Source organism: Symbioplanes lichenis, assembly GCF_030709675.1.
In the GTDB taxonomy this organism is placed as follows: domain Bacteria; phylum Actinomycetota; class Actinomycetes; order Mycobacteriales; family Micromonosporaceae; genus Actinoplanes; species Actinoplanes lichenis.
Genome location: NZ_JAUZQD010000005.1, coordinates 263094 through 278181, shown reverse-complemented (window position 1 = coordinate 278181; position 15088 = coordinate 263094). Strand labels below are relative to the sequence as shown.

The following is a 15088-nucleotide window of genomic DNA, read 5'->3' as shown; positions in this document are numbered from 1 at the left end:
CTCAGCTCTCCCGCAGCGATCGACCGGTTTTGATCAGGAACACGTCGTCCAGGCTCGGGCGGTGCAGCTCCACCTTGGTCAGCTCGACCCCGGCGGCGTCGAGGGACCGGAGCACCTGCGGGATCGCGGTCGCGGCGTCGTCGACGTACAGGCGGATGCCGTCCTCCTGAGTCTCCAGCTTGCGCACGAAGTCGGCCGAGCCCAGGGCCTCGGCGGCCCGCGCGGGCGACGGCGCTCCGATGCGTACGACATCGCCGGAGATCTCGCGTTTGAGGGCCGCCGGCGTACCGGAGGCGACCAGGTCTCCATGATCCATGATGGAGACGCGGTCGCAGAGCGCGTCGGCCTCCTCCAGATAGTGCGTGGTGATGAACACAGTCATGCCGTCCGCGCGCAGCCGGCGGATCTCGTCCCACATGTGAGCGCGGCTCTGCGGGTCGAGGCCGGTGGTCGGCTCGTCGAGGAAGACCACCCGCGGCTGGTGGATGATGCCCAGCGCGATGTCGACCCGCCGCCGCTGACCGCCCGAGTAGGTCTTGCACTTGCGGTCGGCGAACTCCGACAACTGAAAAGCTTCCAGCGTACGGGCGGTGCGCGCGACCGCCTCCGCTTTGGACGCGCCGTAGAGCCGCGCCTGGAGCACCAGCTCCTCCCGCGCGATGGATTCGTCCTGGGTGCTGCCGCCCTGAGCCACGTAACCGATGCGGCGCCGCACCTCGCCCGGGTCCCGGCGCAGGTCGGCGCCCGCGATGACGGCGTCACCCCCGTCCGGCTCGATGAGCGTCGCGAGCATCCGCAGCGTCGTGGTCTTGCCGGCCCCGTTGGGGCCCAGGAAGCCGAAGATCTCACCCTCGTCGACGGTGAGATCGACGCCGCGTACGGCCTCGACGGTCTTCTTCTCCCGGCCCTGTCTCGTGATGAACGTCTTGCGCAGTCCTCTGGTCTCGATCATGTCGCTCCCCGTAGTCGGCGCGCTCGTGCGCAGCATAGGTCGTCCACGCGCTTTTGTCGGGGGGTGCCGTTAAGCTCAGGCCGTGCGCAAGGTATTGATCGCCAACCGTGGTGAGATCGCCGTCCGCGTCATCCGGGCCTGCCGGGACGCGGGGCTGACCAGCGTCGCTGTCTATGCCGACAGCGACCGTGACGCCCCGCCCGCGCGGCTGGCCGACGAGGCGTGGGCGCTCGACGGCGAGACCGCCGCCGACACCTATCTGCGCATCGACAAGCTGCTCGACATCGCGGCGCGCAGCGGCGCCGACGCCGTCCACCCCGGCTACGGCTTTCTCAGTGAGAATGCCGACTTCGCCCAGGCGGTGCTCGACGCCGGCCTGACCTGGATCGGCCCGACCCCGGCGGCAATCCGCGACCTCGGCGACAAGGTCACGGCCCGCCACATCGCCCAGCGCGCCGGGGCGCCCCTGGTCCCGGGCACGGCCGAGCCGGCCGCCGACGCGGAGGAGATCGTCGCCTTCGCCCGCGAGCACGGCCTGCCCGTCGCGATCAAGGCGGCCTTCGGCGGCGGCGGCCGCGGCCTCAAGGTCGCCCGCACGCTCGAGGAGATCCCCGCCCTCTTCGAGTCGGCCACCCGCGAGGCGATCGCGGCCTTCGGGCGCGGCGAGTGCTTCGTGGAGCGCTATCTCGACCGGCCCCGCCACGTCGAGGCACAGGTTCTGGCCGACACCCACGGCAACGTCATCGTGGTCGGCACCCGCGACTGCTCCCTGCAGCGCCGCCACCAGAAGCTCGTCGAGGAGGCCCCCGCGCCCTTCCTCACCGACGAGCAGCGCGCCCGCATCCACGAGAGCGCCAAGGCCATCTGCCGGGGCGCCGGCTATCACGGCGCCGGCACGGTCGAATACCTCGTCGGGCAGGACGGCACCATCTCGTTCCTCGAGGTCAACACCCGGCTCCAGGTCGAGCACCCGGTCAGCGAGGAGACGGCCGGCCTCGACCTGGTCCGCGAGCAGTTCCGCATCGCCGCCGGCGAGCCCCTCGCGCTGACCGACGACCCGCAGCCCCGCGGGCACGCCATCGAGTTCCGCATCAACGGCGAGGACGCCGGCCGCGGCTTCCTCCCGGCGCCCGGCTCGGTCACCGCGCTGACCTGGCCCTCCGGCCCCGGCGTCCGGGTCGACGCGGGCGTGGAGACGGGCAGCGTCATCGGCGGCAACTTCGACTCGATGCTCGCCAAGATCATTGTCACCGGCGCCACCCGCGCCGAGGCCCTCGAGCGCGCCCGCCGCGTCCTCGACGAGACGATCATCGAGGGCATCGCCACCGTGCTGCCCTTCCACCGCCTCGTCGTGCGCGACCCGGCCTTCACCACCGAGCCGTTCACCGTCCACACGCGCTGGATCGAGACCGAGTGGGCGGGCGGCGTCCCCGCCTTCACCGCGCCGGCCGCCGCCGCGCCCGAGACCCCCGAGCGGGAAACGGTGGTGGTCGAGGTCGGCGGCAAGCGCCTGGAGGTGCGCCTCCCGGCCGGTCTCACTTCCTCGGGTACGCCCACCAGCGCGCCGGTCCGTCCGAAGTCCCGCCGCACGGGCGCCCGGTCGGCCACCGCCGCGACGGCAGGCGCCGCCGCCCTGACCGCCCCGATGCAGGGCACCATCGTCAAGGTGGCCGCCGCCGACGGCGACACCGTGGCCGAGGGCGACGTCATCGTGGTCGTGGAAGCCATGAAAATGGAACAACCCCTCCACGCCCACCGCGCCGGCACCATCCACGGCCTGTCCGCCGAAGTGGGCGCCACCATCACCGCCGGCACCACCATCTGCACCATCGACGACTGACCCGCCCGCCCCGCAAGCCACCACACCCGGCCCGGCCTTGGACGCCGCGAGCCACCGGGCCCGCTCGCCTTGCAAGCCACGAGCCACGCACCCGGCCCAGCCCCGGACGCCACGAGCCACCGCACCCGGCCCAGCCCCGGACGCCACGAGCCACCGCACGCGCCCGTCCCGCAGGCCATGGAGCTACCGGGCCCGCTCCGACAGAACCGCGAGCCACCGCACCCGGCCCGCAAGCCATCAGCCCGACAGCGCCGTAAGGCACCGGACCCGCCCGCCGAAGTGAGCTCTGCCATCACCATTCGCGCCATCGACGCATAAGCCCGAGCGGCGGGGCGCGGCGCGTCAGGTGAGCTTGGCCATGACCGCGCGGGCGGTGTCGTCCGGGGATGCCGGGCAGGCCGGGAGGGCGCCGCCGTTCCAGAGGGTCGCCAGCCCGTGCGCGGCCGACCACAACGCCAGCCCGGCGGTCTCGGGGTTCGTGGCGGTGTCGGTCGCCGGGTTTGTGCCGAGGTGGAGCGCGCGGGTCACCCGGCCGCGGGCGTTGAGGAGACTCCGGTCGGTCGCGTGGCACAGGTCCGGGTGGAACATGACCTCGAAGTGGGCCCGGTGTCCCACGGCGTACCGGACGTAGGTGACGCCCAGCTCGAGCCGGCTCCGGTCGCGTACCCAGGAATCTTCGAGAGCCGCCGCCAGCCCTGTGAAGCCCTCCGCCGCCAGGGCCGTGAGCAGCCCTTTCTTGTCGCCGAAGTGATGGGTGGGCGCTGCGTGGGAGACCTCGGCGCGCCGGGCGATGTCGCGCAGGCTCAGGGCGGCGGGGCCCGCCTCCTCGATCGCGCGGGCGGCCTCGGCCAGCAGGACACGCCGCAGGTCGCCGTGGTGGTAGGTGTCCCTCACCATGGGCCGACCCTAACTAGGCAGTGGCTGGTCAACCAGCGCGAACGCACGGTCCCGGGCGCGTCGGCCCCGCCAGAGCCCCGCCGCCCCGCCGCCCCGGGCTCATCGTCCACCGCCGCCCTCGGGAGCCGTGCCGCCATCATCGGCGACGAGCACGCGCGGTCGCGCCCCGACGGGCAAGGAGCGTGCGCTTTGGGACACGTCATCGTAGGAGTGACGTGTTGCACAAATGGGCGCGTAGGTATCAGCTTGGTAAAGACGGGCCGTCGGTACGGGACCTACCGACGGCCCGGGCGCTCCAAGCCCGGTTGCACCAGGTGGGCGCCTTTCGCCCGACACCAGGAACGGGGGACCCGGTGTGCGTGGCAGCTACCAAGGTACGCGCGCGGCGGCCGCACCAGAAGCGGGGCAGCACCCGGCGGCACGGTGTGAGACAGTCGTCGCCTGGTGTCGCGTCTTGGACCCCCGGTGGCCGGCGAAGGACGTAGCGTGTCGGGCATCACCGTCAGCTGGGCCTGATCAGGGCGCATGCTGTACTCAGCCCATTCTCAGGTGCGCCCGCGGACAATGCCGTGGACCCTGGAGCCCGTGAGGTGACCGACCCGATGACGGACCTGTTGACCATTCTGGCAACACCGGCGTGGGCCTACCTTGCCATTTTCGGGTTCATCGCCGTCGACGCCATGGTCCCGGTCATGCCGATCCAGGCCATCATGATCACGTCGGGCGCCCTGACCGTCTACGGCAACCTCAACCTGCCGCTGGTCATCGCGGTGGGGGCGCTGGGCATGTTCGCGGGCGACTCGATCGCCTTCATGCTGGGCCGGGGCGCCGCGGGTCACAGCGGCGGCCGGTGGCTGAGCGGCAAGCTGGCCGCCATCCGCCGGCGTTTCTCCCCGAAGTCGGACGCGAAGCCGGAGGAAGGCGACAAGGAGTCGCGCACCAAGCGGGCCGCCGAGCGGTTCACCCGGGGCCTGCGCCGGCCGGGGCCGCTGGTGCTGCTGCTCTGCCGCTTCGTCCCGGGCGGCCGCATGGCGGCGGGGTGGCACGCCGGGCGCACCGGTTACCCCTTCAAGCTCTTCCTGCTGTACGACGGCGGGGCCGCCGTGGCCTGGGCGACCTACGGCGGCCTCGTGGGTCACGTCGGCGGCACGGCGATCACCCAGTCGGCCTGGCGGCTCTTCGCCATCGCGGCCACCGCGGCCGTGATCTTCGGCACGGCCGGCTGGATCCTGGCCCTCTTCGGCGGGCGCAAGGCGGTCGACGAGGAGCTCACGGAGGAGCTGGCCGAGGAGCTCGAAGCCGACGACGCCGCCACCGAGGACGAGCCCGTCCACGACGCCCCGTCCCTCCCCGACCGCCCCGCCCACCGCTGACCCGCCCGCACCGAAGATCGCCCGCCACCGCTGATCGCCCGGCCCGCTGCTGAACCCGGGGCGCCGAGCAGCAAAGCGCCGCGCCACCGAAAGGGCGCCGCACCGGGAAGAAGCCGGCGAAGGGCACCGCGCGGAAAAGGGCCGGCGAAGGGCGCCACGCGAAGAAGGACCGGCGAAGGGCACCGCGCGGAGAAGGGCCGGCGAACGGCACCACGCGGAAAAGGGCCGGCGAAGGGCACCATGGCGAGGCGGGCGGACACCGGGAATCAAGGGACGGCCCGGGACAGGGCGCCGCATCGAAACGTGCGACGCCCATGCCGTAGGCGCGGCGAGCCGGGCCGCGTTACTGCAGCTCGTGCTGCATCAGCTGCCGGGCCGCCTCGGCGATCGAGCCGGACAGCGACGGATAGATCGTGATGGTGTGCGCCAGCTGGTCGACGGTCAGGTTGTTCTCGACGGCCATGGTGATGGGAAGGATCAGCTCGCTGGCCTTCGGGGCGACGACCACGCCCCCGACGATCTGGCCCGTCGCCGGCCGGCAGAAGAGCTTGACGAAGCCGTCCTGCAGCCCCGCCATCTTCGCCCGGGCGTTGCCGGTCAGCGGGAGCATCACCTGCCGGGCCGGCACCTTGCCCTGGTCGACGTCGTTCTGGGAGACGCCGACGGTGGCCAGCTCGGGGTCGGTGAAGACGTTGGCGGAGACCGTGCGGAGGCGCAGCGGCGCGACCGCCTCGCCCATGGCGTGCCAGACGGCGATCCGGCCCTGCATCGCGGCGACGCTGGCCAGGGCGAGGACCCCCGTGCAGTCGCCGGCGGCATAGATCCCCGGCACGTTGGTGCGCGAGACCCGGTCGACGGTCACATAGCCGCCCGGGCCCAGGTCGACGCCGTACTCGCGGAGGCCCAGGTCGGCGGTGTTGGGCACCGCGCCGACCGTGATGAGGGCGTGGGAGCCCTCGACCGTACGCCCGTCGGACAGCGTGACCGTCACGCCGGAGCCGGTGTTGACGACCGAGTCGGCGCGGGACTGGTTGAGGATCTCCATGCCGCGCTCGCGGAAGACGCGCTCGATGGCCATGGCGGCGTCGGCGTCCTCGTGGGGCATGACGCGCTCGCGGCTGGAGACGAGCGTCACGCGGACGCCCATGGCGAGATAGGCGCTGGCGAACTCGGCGCCGGTCACGCCGGAGCCGATGACGACGAGGTGCTCGGGGAGCTCCTCGAGGTCGTAGACCTGACGCCAGTTGAGGATGCGCTCACCGTCCGGGACGGCGGTGGGCAGGACCCGCGGCGTGGCGCCGGTGGCGATCAGGACCGTGGTGGCGTCGACCGCGTACTCGTCGGCGCCGTGCGGGGTGATGAGCACCTGGTGGGTGTGGCCGAGGGTGTCCTCGCCGAGCCGGGCGGTGCCGTGCACGACGTCGACGCCGGCCTTGACCAGCTTGGCCTGGATGTCGCCGGACTGGGCCAGGGCGAGCTGCTTGACCCGCTTGTTCACCGCGGCGGCGTCGACCGAGACGGCGTCGAGGCCCGCCGACCGTACGCCGAAGCGGTCGTTGTGGCGGTAGCCGGTGACGATCTCCGAGCTGGCGATGAACGTCTTGGAGGGCACACAGTCGGAGAGCACGCACGCACCACCGGCCCCCTCGGCCTCGACGAGGGTCACGTCGGCGTCGAGCTGCGCGGCGACCAGCGCCGCCTCGTACCCGCCGGGGCCCCCACCGATGATCACGATGCGGCTCACGAGAAACAACCTCCAACGTCACGTACCGTAAGCTTCGTGCCGAAGAAGCTCGACACGCACGGCTTCTATTCTCCACCAACCATGAGTCGGGCTATCGTCATCGCCGTGGGTCATTACGCCGCGTACGGTGCAAACCTCGATCCGGCCCGGATGCGGGCCTATTGTCCGCACTCCCCGATGGTGGGGGTCGGCTGGGTCGAGGGCTGGCGGCTGACCTTCGCCGGCGAGGGCGAGCTGGGCTGGGAGGGCGCTGTCACCACGATCGTGCCGTCGCCCGGCGACCGGGTCTTCGTCGCGCTCTACGACGTGCACCAGTGGGACGCGGCCCAGCTCGAGGAGCTCGAGGGCGTCACCGCGGGCACCTATCAGAAGCTCACCGTGCGGGTGTCGACGCTGGAGGGTGACGTCAGCGCCGGGGTGTTCGTCTTCGACGGCTACGAGGGCGGCATGCCCACGGCGTGGTACCTCTCCGAGGTCGCCAACGCCGCCGAGAAGGCCGGCGCTCCCGACGACTATGTCCAGGAGCTGCGCCGCCGCCCGACCCGCACGTCGACGCCGGAGATCTAGACCGTCCGCTATGTCAGGACGTGCGGCCCCGCCCGGCCCGCACGTCGACGCCGGAGATCTGGACCGTCCGCTGATAGATGTCGGCCCGATAGAGCGGCGTCATGCCGACCCGGTGATAGAGCCGCGCGGCCCGGGTGGGATTCGCCATGTCCACGCCCAGCCCGGCCTTCGACCGCCCCTTGGCCGCATAGATCGCGAAGGCCCGCCGCAGCAGAGCTTCACCCACACCCCTCCGCCTGTACGCCCGGAGCACCGCCAGCGATCGCACCCACCCCTCGCCGTCGCCCGCCGACGAGTCCGACGACTGGAGCACGCCCGCCCATTCCCCGTCGACCAGCCCGACGAGCCACTCGTCCCACGACACGCTCGTCTCGGCGTGCACCCGGGCGAGCCACGTCTCGTAGTCGGTCGCGTGATGATCCGTGTCCCGGAACGCCTCCTCGATCGTCGCGTGGAAGCGCCGCAGCTCCGAAGGCAACACCGGGCGCACAGTCACGCCACCGGGCGACACGAAGCCCGCGGGCCCGGCCACCGTCCCCCCGTCGACCGCCGCGGGCCCGGCCACCTGGTCCCCGTCGACCGCCGCGGGCAGGGCATCGAGCGCCACCGTCATCCGCGCGTGCTGCTTGACGAAGCTGAACCCCGCGTCAGTCAGGGTCGCGATCCACGCCTGCTCGGTCGGGACCGCCCCCGCCCGTACGTGATAGGTGTCATGCCCGAAGGCGGCTCCCCGCTCGGCCGCCCGCGCGAGCAGCAGGTCGAGCAGCGGCCGCAGAGCGGGCTCCCCGCGCCCCGGCCACACGTAGACCTCGAGAAAATCCCGGTCGCCACGGTCCGCATTGCCCGGATAGCCCCAGCCCACGATGGCGCCGGCCGTGTCCAGCGCCACCCAGCAGTCCCGGCTCATGTCCGTGTTCGGCCCGGTCAAGCCCTCGCGAATGTCGTCGGGCGTGAAGTCCGGCTCCCCCACCGAGGCGAGGTCGCTGGCGTGGCAGAGCGCGAGCAGCTCATCGACATCGTCGAGCGTCGGCCGCCGCGTGCTCCACCCGGCGGGAAGAAACCCGGCGGGCAGAGACCCCGCGGGAGCAGCCCCGACGGGAAGCGACCCGGCGGGAAGAGGCCCCGCGGGAGGAGCCCCGACGGGAAGAGCCCCGGCGGAAAGGCCAGAGGGCGAAACCGCAGGCGAGGCGGGAGGCGCGACGGCAGGCGAGGCGGAGGACGCGACGGCAGGCGACGTGGAGGGAGAGCCGGAAGGCGAGGCGGGAGGTGAAGCGGAAGCCGAGGTGGAGGGCGAGACGGAGGGCCGGTCAGCGGGCACGCCGGAAGGCAGGTCGGAGGACACGCCGACAGCCTGCCTCAGGAGGTCAGCCGGTGCGACAGACTTTCGAGCAGCCCGCAGAACTCCACCCGCTCCGGCCCGTCGAGAGCCGCGTAGGCCTGCCCGCTCAACGAGTCCGCGATCGACTCGGCCCACATCCGGCGGCGCACGAGCGGCCCGGCCGGCGGATAGGGCGGCTGCCACCCGAACGCGACGGCCTCGGTCTCCCCGTCGGGCCCGGCGATGATCGCCTGCAGCGGTGTCATGCCGCTCGCCCGCACGGACACCACCTGCACGCCCAGCCGGTGCTCGTGCAGCAGGAACAGCAGGTGCGCCGCCTGCCCGCCCGGCGTCTCGGACGTCACGGGCACGGCTCGCCACGCCGCGAAGAGCGGCAGAGCGGAGATGTCCACGGCCGACACCACCCGACCGGCCAGCTCGGACAGACGCGCGAGCCGCGGGAAGGAGCCCAGCTCGGCGGCGCCCCACTGGCGGAGCTCGTGCAGGTGCCAGCCGGCCACCTCGGTGGGCGGGGTGACCTTGGCGGCGGCCTCCCAGCCGTCGTTGATCGCGTCGGGCGCGATGAAGCCGACGGCGGCGGCGACCGTCTCGGGGCGGACGTCGCCGAGGGCGCCCGCGCGGGCGGACACGTGGTAGGCCCAGCCGGACAGGCCCAGCAGCCGGGCGCGCTGCAGCGTGCGAGGCGACTCGGCGAACGCCCGGGCGACGGTCGCGAGCGCCGGACGGGCCTTGGCGGCTGCCTGTTCGGGGGTCACCGCCCGATTCTGCTCTTCATCCGGTGTTCAGGAAAACCGGCGGCTAGACCGGTTCATCGGCGTCCAGGTCTTCGATGGCTGCCTCGACGTCGCCCGTGCGCCGCCGGGCGGCCGATGCATCGCGTTCGGCGGAGCGTCGCGCCAGCTTGCGCCGGGACAGCTCGGCCTGCGCCACGATCCGCTGCCGTTCGAGCTCGGCGATCTGCTCCTCGATCTCATCGATGGAGTGGCCTGCGTCACTCTCAGCGCCGCGGGCCTGTTCCAGCGCGGCGGTCGCCTTCTCCTCCGCCCGCCGGGCCTGGGTCAGCTCCCGTTTCAGCTCCCGCCGCCGCGCCTCCCGCTCGGCCCGCGCCTTCTCCTCGGCCCGGCGACGCCGATCGTCCAGCGCCTTCTCCTCGGCCCGATGACGCCGCTCGTCCAGCTTGGAGACCGGCGCGGACCAGTCACCCAGCGCCGGATCCACATCGGGCTTGGCTGAGGAAGGCTCGGCCGACGCAGGCTCAGCGTCGGTGACCAGGCGCAACCGCGGCCGCGGCACCTCGCCGAACCCCGCGTACGTCGCCGCCTTCACCAACCGCCCGCTCCGCACCTGCGACGCGATCTCCGGCTCGGCCAGCGCGGCCGTCAGCGTCGCCTCCACCTCGCCGGTCGGCAGCTTGACCCGCTTCAACGCCGGATCCGAGGCCACGGCCAGCTTCTGCGCCTCGGCGACGAGCGACGACACCACCTGCCGCCGCTGCACCGACAACTCTCGCAGCTCGTCGCCCCGCAACCCACGCTGGGCGTCGCGCAGGGCCGTCGCCAGCTCCACGAGCTCGTCGATCAGCTCGGGCCGGCGCAGCGCGAGCAAGTTGACCAGCCACGCGGCCACGGTCGGCTTGCGCAGGGCAGCGATCTGCTTGGCCGCCTGCGGATCACCGGACTTCTTGGCGTCGGCCACGGCCGCGGAGCGTGCGGCGACGAAGCCGTCCGGCGGAGCCTCGTACAGCCGCCGGGCCAGCTCGTCCATGTCCACGACCACGCCTCAGCCCAGCGTGGTTTCCGGCGCCAGCTGCGCGTAGGACACTCCGCCGAGCCGCTCGAGGTGCCCGTTGGACACGCCGGCGCCGGTGGCCGTCAACAGAGCGTCGTGCAGCGCGTACGCCCGCCCGGGCTTGACCTTCCGCACGAAGTCGATCGCTTCGCTCAGTTTCATCCAGGGCGCGTTGAGCGGTACGAACAAAGTGTCCACATGCTCATCCGGCACCGTGAACGAGTCGCCCGGCGTGTAGACCGACTGAGCGCCGTCCGAGACCAGGAACCCGAGGTTGGCCACGCGCGGGATGTCCTCGTGGATCACGGCGTGCTGTCCCCCGTACGAGGAGATGGTGAAGCCGGCGGCCTCGAAGCGCGTGCCGGGCGGCACCGGGGTGACCACGTCGGAGAAGGCCGTCAGGGTGGGCAGCACGTCGGGGTGGGCGAAGACGCGCAGCCGCGGCCGGCGGGCGACAGCGTCGGCGAGCGCGTCCACGTCCAGGTGGTCCGCGTGCTCGTGGGTGATCAGCACGGCGTCGGCGTCGTTCAGCGCGGACCGCTCGCTCCACGCACCGGGATCGGCGACGAGCACCCCGTCGCCCTCGAAGCGCAGGCAGGAGTGGGTGTATTTCGTGATGCGCACAGGCTTCCTCCGCTGCCGAATCGTGACCACTAAGAGTGCAGTCTGCCGGAACCGCCCCGGGGGCGCCGCACGTCCCAGCGGGCAGACCGGAACGGGGAGCGGAGGAGCGATGCGCGGAACGACAATCGCAGCGGGACTGGCATTGGTGCTGGCGCTGGGGGCGTGCAGCAGTGGTGCCAGCGATCAGGCGGAGACGTCGGGAGCGGCCGGCGTGGCGGATCAGGCCGCGCCTCAGAAGGCCGAGGACCGACCCGCCAAGGCGCCCGACCTGAGCGTCGACCAGCGCGCGATCGTTTACACCGGATCCATCACCGTACGCGTGGACGACGTCAACGCCGCCGCCGCGCGCACCACCGGAATCGTCGCCGGGGCCAAGGGCTTCGTCGGCGGCGACCAGCGCACGAGCAACGGGGCCAACGGGTCGTCCGACGCCACGCTGACCCTGCGCGTGCCCGCGGCGAGCTTCGGCGGCGTCGTCGACCAGCTCGCCGGGCTGGGCACCGAGGAGAAGCGGGCGATCAGCACCGAGGACGTCACCGAGGAGTCCGTCGACCTGGACGCCCGGATCAAGACCCAGCAGGCCCGGGTCAACAGCGGGCGCACGCTGCTGGCCCGGGCCAAGGATCTCGAGGACCTGGTGATGCTGGAGCGCGAGGTGGCGACCCGCGAGTCCGACCTGGCGTCGTTGCAGGCCAAGCAGCGCCGGCTGGCCGACCTCACCGCGCTGTCCACGATCACGCTCGTCCTGCTCGACCCTTCGACGGAGACGGCCCCGGCGAGCGAATCAGGGCTGAGCAGCGGCTGGCACGGCTTTCTGACCTCGCTGAACGTGGTCGCAGTCGCGGTGGGCTTCCTGCTCCCGTGGCTGGTCATCCTCGCCATCCCCGTCGCCGTGATCGTCGTGCGCCGGAGAAAAGCCAAGACCGTCTAGAAGGCCGCCGTGGCGAGCGCGGCCAGCGCTGTGTGCACCATCACCCGCACCCCGTACCCGATGCAGCGCTCGTCCACGTCGAAGCCGCTCTGGTGCAGGTCCTGATGCTTCTCCGCGCCCGGCGTGCCGGTGCCGAGCCGGATCATCGCGCCCGGCACATGCTCCAGGTAGAACGCGAAGTCCTCGCCGCCCATGCTGATCTCGGCCTCGACGACGCGGTCGGCGCCGAGCGCGGCGCCCGCGGCCCCGGCGATGACGGCGGCGGCCATCCGGTCGTTGATCACCGGCGGGACGCCGCGGGTGTAGATGACCTCGGCCTCCGCGCCGGTCGCCGCGACCACGTCACGGATCAGGCGGGTGATCAGCTCGGGCGCCTCGCGCCAGGCCTCACGGTTGAGGATGCGGACCGTGCCGAGCACCTCGCCCTCGCCCGGGATCGCGTTGAACGCCTGGCCGGCGTGCACGGCGCCCCACACCATCGAGACGCCCGCGCGCGGGTCGACCCGGCGGCCCAGCAGCGACGGCACGTCGACGATCACCCGGCCGAGGGCGTGCACGAGGTCGGCGGTCAGGTGCGGGCGGGCGGTGTGGCCACCCGGCCCGGTCAGGCGGACCCTGACGGTGTCGGCGGCGGCGGTGAAGGGCCCCGACCGTACGCCCACGAGCCCGGCCGGCAACTGTGGGTAACAATGCAGCGCGTACACGGCGGCGACGTCCTTGAGCGCGCCGGCCTCGATCACGCTCGGGGCGCCCGAGGGCACCGCCTCCTCGGCCGGCTGGAAGATCAGGCGCACCCGGCCGGGCAGCTCGCCGGCCTCGTTGAGCTGAGCCAGCGCCAGGCCCAGCCCGAGCATCACCGTCGTGTGCACGTCGTGACCGCAGGCGTGGGTCACGTTGGGCACGGTCGAGCGGTAGGGCACGTCCTTGGTGTCCGGCAGCGGCAGCGCGTCGAGGTCCGCGCGGAAGGCGATGACCCGGTCACCCTCGCCGATGTCGCAGATCAGGCCGTTGCCGGCGGGCAGCAGCTCGGGGCGCAGCCCGGCCGCGGCGAGCTCCCGGGCGATCAGCTCGGCGGTCGCGAACTCGGAGTAGGACGGCTCCGGGTGGGCGTGGATGTGGCGGCGGATCGCCACCAGCTCCGTGCCGTGCGCGGTGAGCCAGCGGTCCAGCTGACCGGGCAGGGGTTCGGCTCCGGGGGGCGGGCCCGGGAACGGCGCCGCCGGGGCGCCCTCGGACGCCTTCACTGCACTCGACACGTGATGATCGCTTCCGTCGTCTCGTCTCTCCATGTTCCGCAACGCGCGACAGCTTAGACCCAAACTCGTAGCTGTCCGTTACGAATACCCTCGCAACGGATTTCCACCGCGTTCAGAAATGCTCTACCGGGTGATAGACGCCCCACACCCCGCGGAGGGTGTGGCAGACCTCTCCCACAGTGGCGCGGCGGCGCAACGCCTCGCGCATCGGCGGCAGGACGTTCTCCGTGCCCTCGGCGGCCTTGCGGAGATCGGCCAGGGCCGCCTCGACCGCGGCACCGTCCCGGTCGGAGCGCAGCGCGGCGAGCCGGGCGGCCTGGTCGGCCTCGATCTTCGGGTCCACCCGCAGCGGCTCGTAGTGCTCGTCGTCGTCGGAGACGAATCGGTTGACCCCGACGACCACGCGCTCCCCGCTGTCGATCTGCTGGGCGATCCGGTACGCCGACGACTCGATCTCCTGCTTCTGGAAGCCCTGCTCGATGGCCTCCACGGCGGACCCGTGGTCGAACACCCGCTCGATCAGGGCCGTGGCCGCCGCCTCCACCTCGTCGGTCATGGCCTCGATCACGTAGGAGCCGGCGAACGGGTCCACGGTCTCGACCAGCCCGCTCTCGTACGCGAGGACCTGCTGGGTGCGCAGCGCGAGCCGGGCCGCCTTCTCGGTGGGCAGGGCGATCGCTTCGTCGTACGAGTTGGTGTGCAGTGATTGCGTGCCGCCGGCGACCGCGCCCAGGGCTTGGACCGCGACCCGGACGAGGTTGACCTCGGGCTGCTGAGCCGTCAGCTGGACGCCGGCGGTCTGGGTGTGGAAGCGGAGCATGAGCGACTTCGGGTTGGTCGCGCCGAAGTCCTCGCGCATGATCCGGGCCCACATGCGGCGCGCGGCGCGGAACTTGGCGATCTCCTCCAGCAGCGTGGTGCGCGCCACGAAGAAGAACGAGAGCCGGGGTGCGAAGTCGTCGACCGCCAGGCCCGCGGCGACGGCGGCCCGGACGTACTCGATGCCGTTGGCCAGGGTGAAGGCGATCTCCTGCGCGGGCGTGGCCCCCGCCTCGGCCATGTGGTAGCCGGAGATCGAGATCGTGTTCCACCGCGGGATCTCGGTGCGGCAGTAGGCGAACGTGTCCGCGACCAGCCGCAGCGACGGCTTGGGCGGGAAGATGTACGTGCCCCGGGCGATGTATTCCTTGAGGATGTCGTTCTGGATCGTGCCCTGCAGGGCCGAGCCGGCGACGCCCTGCTCCTCGGCGACCAGCTGATAGAGCAGCAGGAGCACCGAGCCCGGCGCGTTGATCGTCATCGACGTCGACACCTGGTCGAGCGGGATGCCGTCGAAGAGGCGCCGCATGTCGTCGATCGAGTCGATGGCGACCCCGACCTTACCGACCTCGCCGTGGGCGATCGGGTCGTCGGAGTCGTACCCCATCTGGGTGGGCAGGTCGAAGGCCACGGAGAGGCCCATGGTCCCGGCCTTCAGCAGCTGGTGGTAACGCGCGTTGGACTCGGCCGCGGTGCCGAAGCCGGCGTACTGCCGCATCGTCCAGGGGCGCTTGGTGTACATCGTCGGATAGACGCCGCGGGTGTAGGGGTACTCACCCGGCCGCCCGAGCCGCTCCCCGACGTCGTCGGGGAGGTCGCCACTGTCATAGACCGGCTTGATCTCGAACCCAGACTCTGCGCTCACACCCGTGATCCTAAAGGGTGAGCCTTTTTGCACTCAGAGTCCGAAAAGTTCCACTCAATGCAACGAGACAATCACGCCCTGTCGAGCTTGTGC

The 15088-nt window shown here is 72.1% G+C and carries 13 protein-coding genes; 4 read left to right on the top strand and 9 right to left on the bottom strand.

All coding sequences use genetic code 11. The annotated features are described in order from the left end of the window. Position 1: 1 nt before the first annotated feature. Positions 2-952 carry an ATP-binding cassette domain-containing protein gene (locus tag RAN62_RS14155; RefSeq protein WP_305785049.1) on the bottom strand — a complete coding sequence of 317 codons (951 nt, stop codon included), beginning with the start codon at positions 950-952 and terminating at the stop codon, positions 2-4. Between the two features lie 82 nt (positions 953-1034). Here RAN62_RS14155 and RAN62_RS14150 point away from each other — a divergent pair, with 82 nt between their 5' ends. Continuing rightward, positions 1035-2792 carry an acetyl/propionyl/methylcrotonyl-CoA carboxylase subunit alpha gene (locus RAN62_RS14150; RefSeq protein WP_305785048.1) on the top strand — a complete coding sequence of 586 codons (1758 nt, stop codon included), beginning with the start codon at positions 1035-1037 and terminating at the stop codon, positions 2790-2792. Positions 2793-3134: 342 nt separating this feature from the next. On the opposite strand, the gene RAN62_RS14145 is transcribed toward RAN62_RS14150, so the two are convergent. Continuing rightward, a complete protein-coding gene (locus RAN62_RS14145; RefSeq protein WP_305785047.1) occupies positions 3135-3689 on the bottom strand; it encodes a TetR/AcrR family transcriptional regulator in 555 nt (184 codons plus the stop codon). A gap of 602 nt (positions 3690-4291) precedes the next feature. Between RAN62_RS14145 and RAN62_RS14140 the strand changes: the two genes are divergently transcribed. Further along, positions 4292-5062 (top strand): DedA family protein, encoded by a 771-nt coding sequence (locus tag RAN62_RS14140; RefSeq protein WP_305785046.1) that lies wholly within the window; start codon positions 4292-4294, stop codon positions 5060-5062. 343 nt (positions 5063-5405) lie between these two features. On the opposite strand, the gene RAN62_RS14135 is transcribed toward RAN62_RS14140, so the two are convergent. Beyond that, the gene (locus tag RAN62_RS14135; RefSeq protein WP_305785045.1) at positions 5406-6806 is read right to left on the bottom strand and encodes an NAD(P)H-quinone dehydrogenase; all 1401 of its coding nucleotides are present in this window, start codon (positions 6804-6806) and stop codon (positions 5406-5408) included. Between the two features lie 105 nt (positions 6807-6911). Here RAN62_RS14135 and RAN62_RS14130 point away from each other — a divergent pair, with 105 nt between their 5' ends. Next, positions 6912-7373, top strand: coding sequence for a gamma-glutamylcyclotransferase (locus RAN62_RS14130; protein ID WP_305785044.1), 462 nt, complete (start codon positions 6912-6914; stop codon positions 7371-7373). A gap of 13 nt (positions 7374-7386) precedes the next feature. On the opposite strand, the gene RAN62_RS14125 is transcribed toward RAN62_RS14130, so the two are convergent. The 4 genes from RAN62_RS14125 to RAN62_RS14110 all read right to left on the bottom strand — a co-directional run bounded on the left by RAN62_RS14125 (position 7387) and on the right by RAN62_RS14110 (position 11124). Continuing rightward, positions 7387-8343, bottom strand: a complete 957-nt coding sequence (locus tag RAN62_RS14125) for a GNAT family N-acetyltransferase (protein WP_305785043.1) — start codon at positions 8341-8343, stop codon at positions 7387-7389. Positions 8344-8729: 386 nt separating this feature from the next. Then, a complete protein-coding gene (locus tag RAN62_RS14120; RefSeq protein ID WP_305785042.1) occupies positions 8730-9467 on the bottom strand; it encodes an SCO6745 family protein in 738 nt (245 codons plus the stop codon). A gap of 43 nt (positions 9468-9510) precedes the next feature. After that, positions 9511-10476, bottom strand: coding sequence for a hypothetical protein (locus tag RAN62_RS14115; protein WP_305785300.1), 966 nt, complete (start codon positions 10474-10476; stop codon positions 9511-9513). Positions 10477-10491: 15 nt separating this feature from the next. After that, the gene (locus RAN62_RS14110; RefSeq protein WP_305785041.1) at positions 10492-11124 is read right to left on the bottom strand and encodes an MBL fold metallo-hydrolase; all 633 of its coding nucleotides are present in this window, start codon (positions 11122-11124) and stop codon (positions 10492-10494) included. 109 nt (positions 11125-11233) lie between these two features. Here RAN62_RS14110 and RAN62_RS14105 point away from each other — a divergent pair, with 109 nt between their 5' ends. Then, the gene (locus RAN62_RS14105; protein ID WP_305785040.1) at positions 11234-12055 is read left to right on the top strand and encodes a DUF4349 domain-containing protein; all 822 of its coding nucleotides are present in this window, start codon (positions 11234-11236) and stop codon (positions 12053-12055) included. On the opposite strand, the gene RAN62_RS14100 is transcribed toward RAN62_RS14105, so the two are convergent. Both RAN62_RS14100 and RAN62_RS14095 read right to left on the bottom strand, forming a co-directional pair. Beyond that, positions 12052-13311 carry an amidohydrolase gene (locus tag RAN62_RS14100; protein ID WP_305785039.1) on the bottom strand — a complete coding sequence of 420 codons (1260 nt, stop codon included), beginning with the start codon at positions 13309-13311 and terminating at the stop codon, positions 12052-12054. The genes RAN62_RS14105 and RAN62_RS14100 overlap by 4 nt on opposite strands. Positions 13312-13423: 112 nt before the next feature. Continuing rightward, positions 13424-14995 (bottom strand): acyl-CoA mutase large subunit family protein, encoded by a 1572-nt coding sequence (locus RAN62_RS14095; protein WP_305785038.1) that lies wholly within the window; start codon positions 14993-14995, stop codon positions 13424-13426. Positions 14996-15088 lie beyond the last annotated feature (93 nt).

Coding starts and splice junctions, on each gene's coding strand:
- RAN62_RS14155 (WP_305785049.1), bottom strand. CDS start 952: ATGATCGAGACCAGAGGACTGCGCAAGACGTTCATCACGAGACAGGGC.
- RAN62_RS14145 (WP_305785047.1), bottom strand. CDS start 3,689: ATGGTGAGGGACACCTACCACCACGGCGACCTGCGGCGTGTCCTGCTG.
- RAN62_RS14140 (WP_305785046.1), top strand. CDS start 4,292: ATGACGGACCTGTTGACCATTCTGGCAACACCGGCGTGGGCCTACCTT.
- RAN62_RS14115 (WP_305785300.1), bottom strand. CDS start 10,476: ATGGACGAGCTGGCCCGGCGGCTGTACGAGGCTCCGCCGGACGGCTTC.
- RAN62_RS14105 (WP_305785040.1), top strand. CDS start 11,234: ATGCGCGGAACGACAATCGCAGCGGGACTGGCATTGGTGCTGGCGCTG.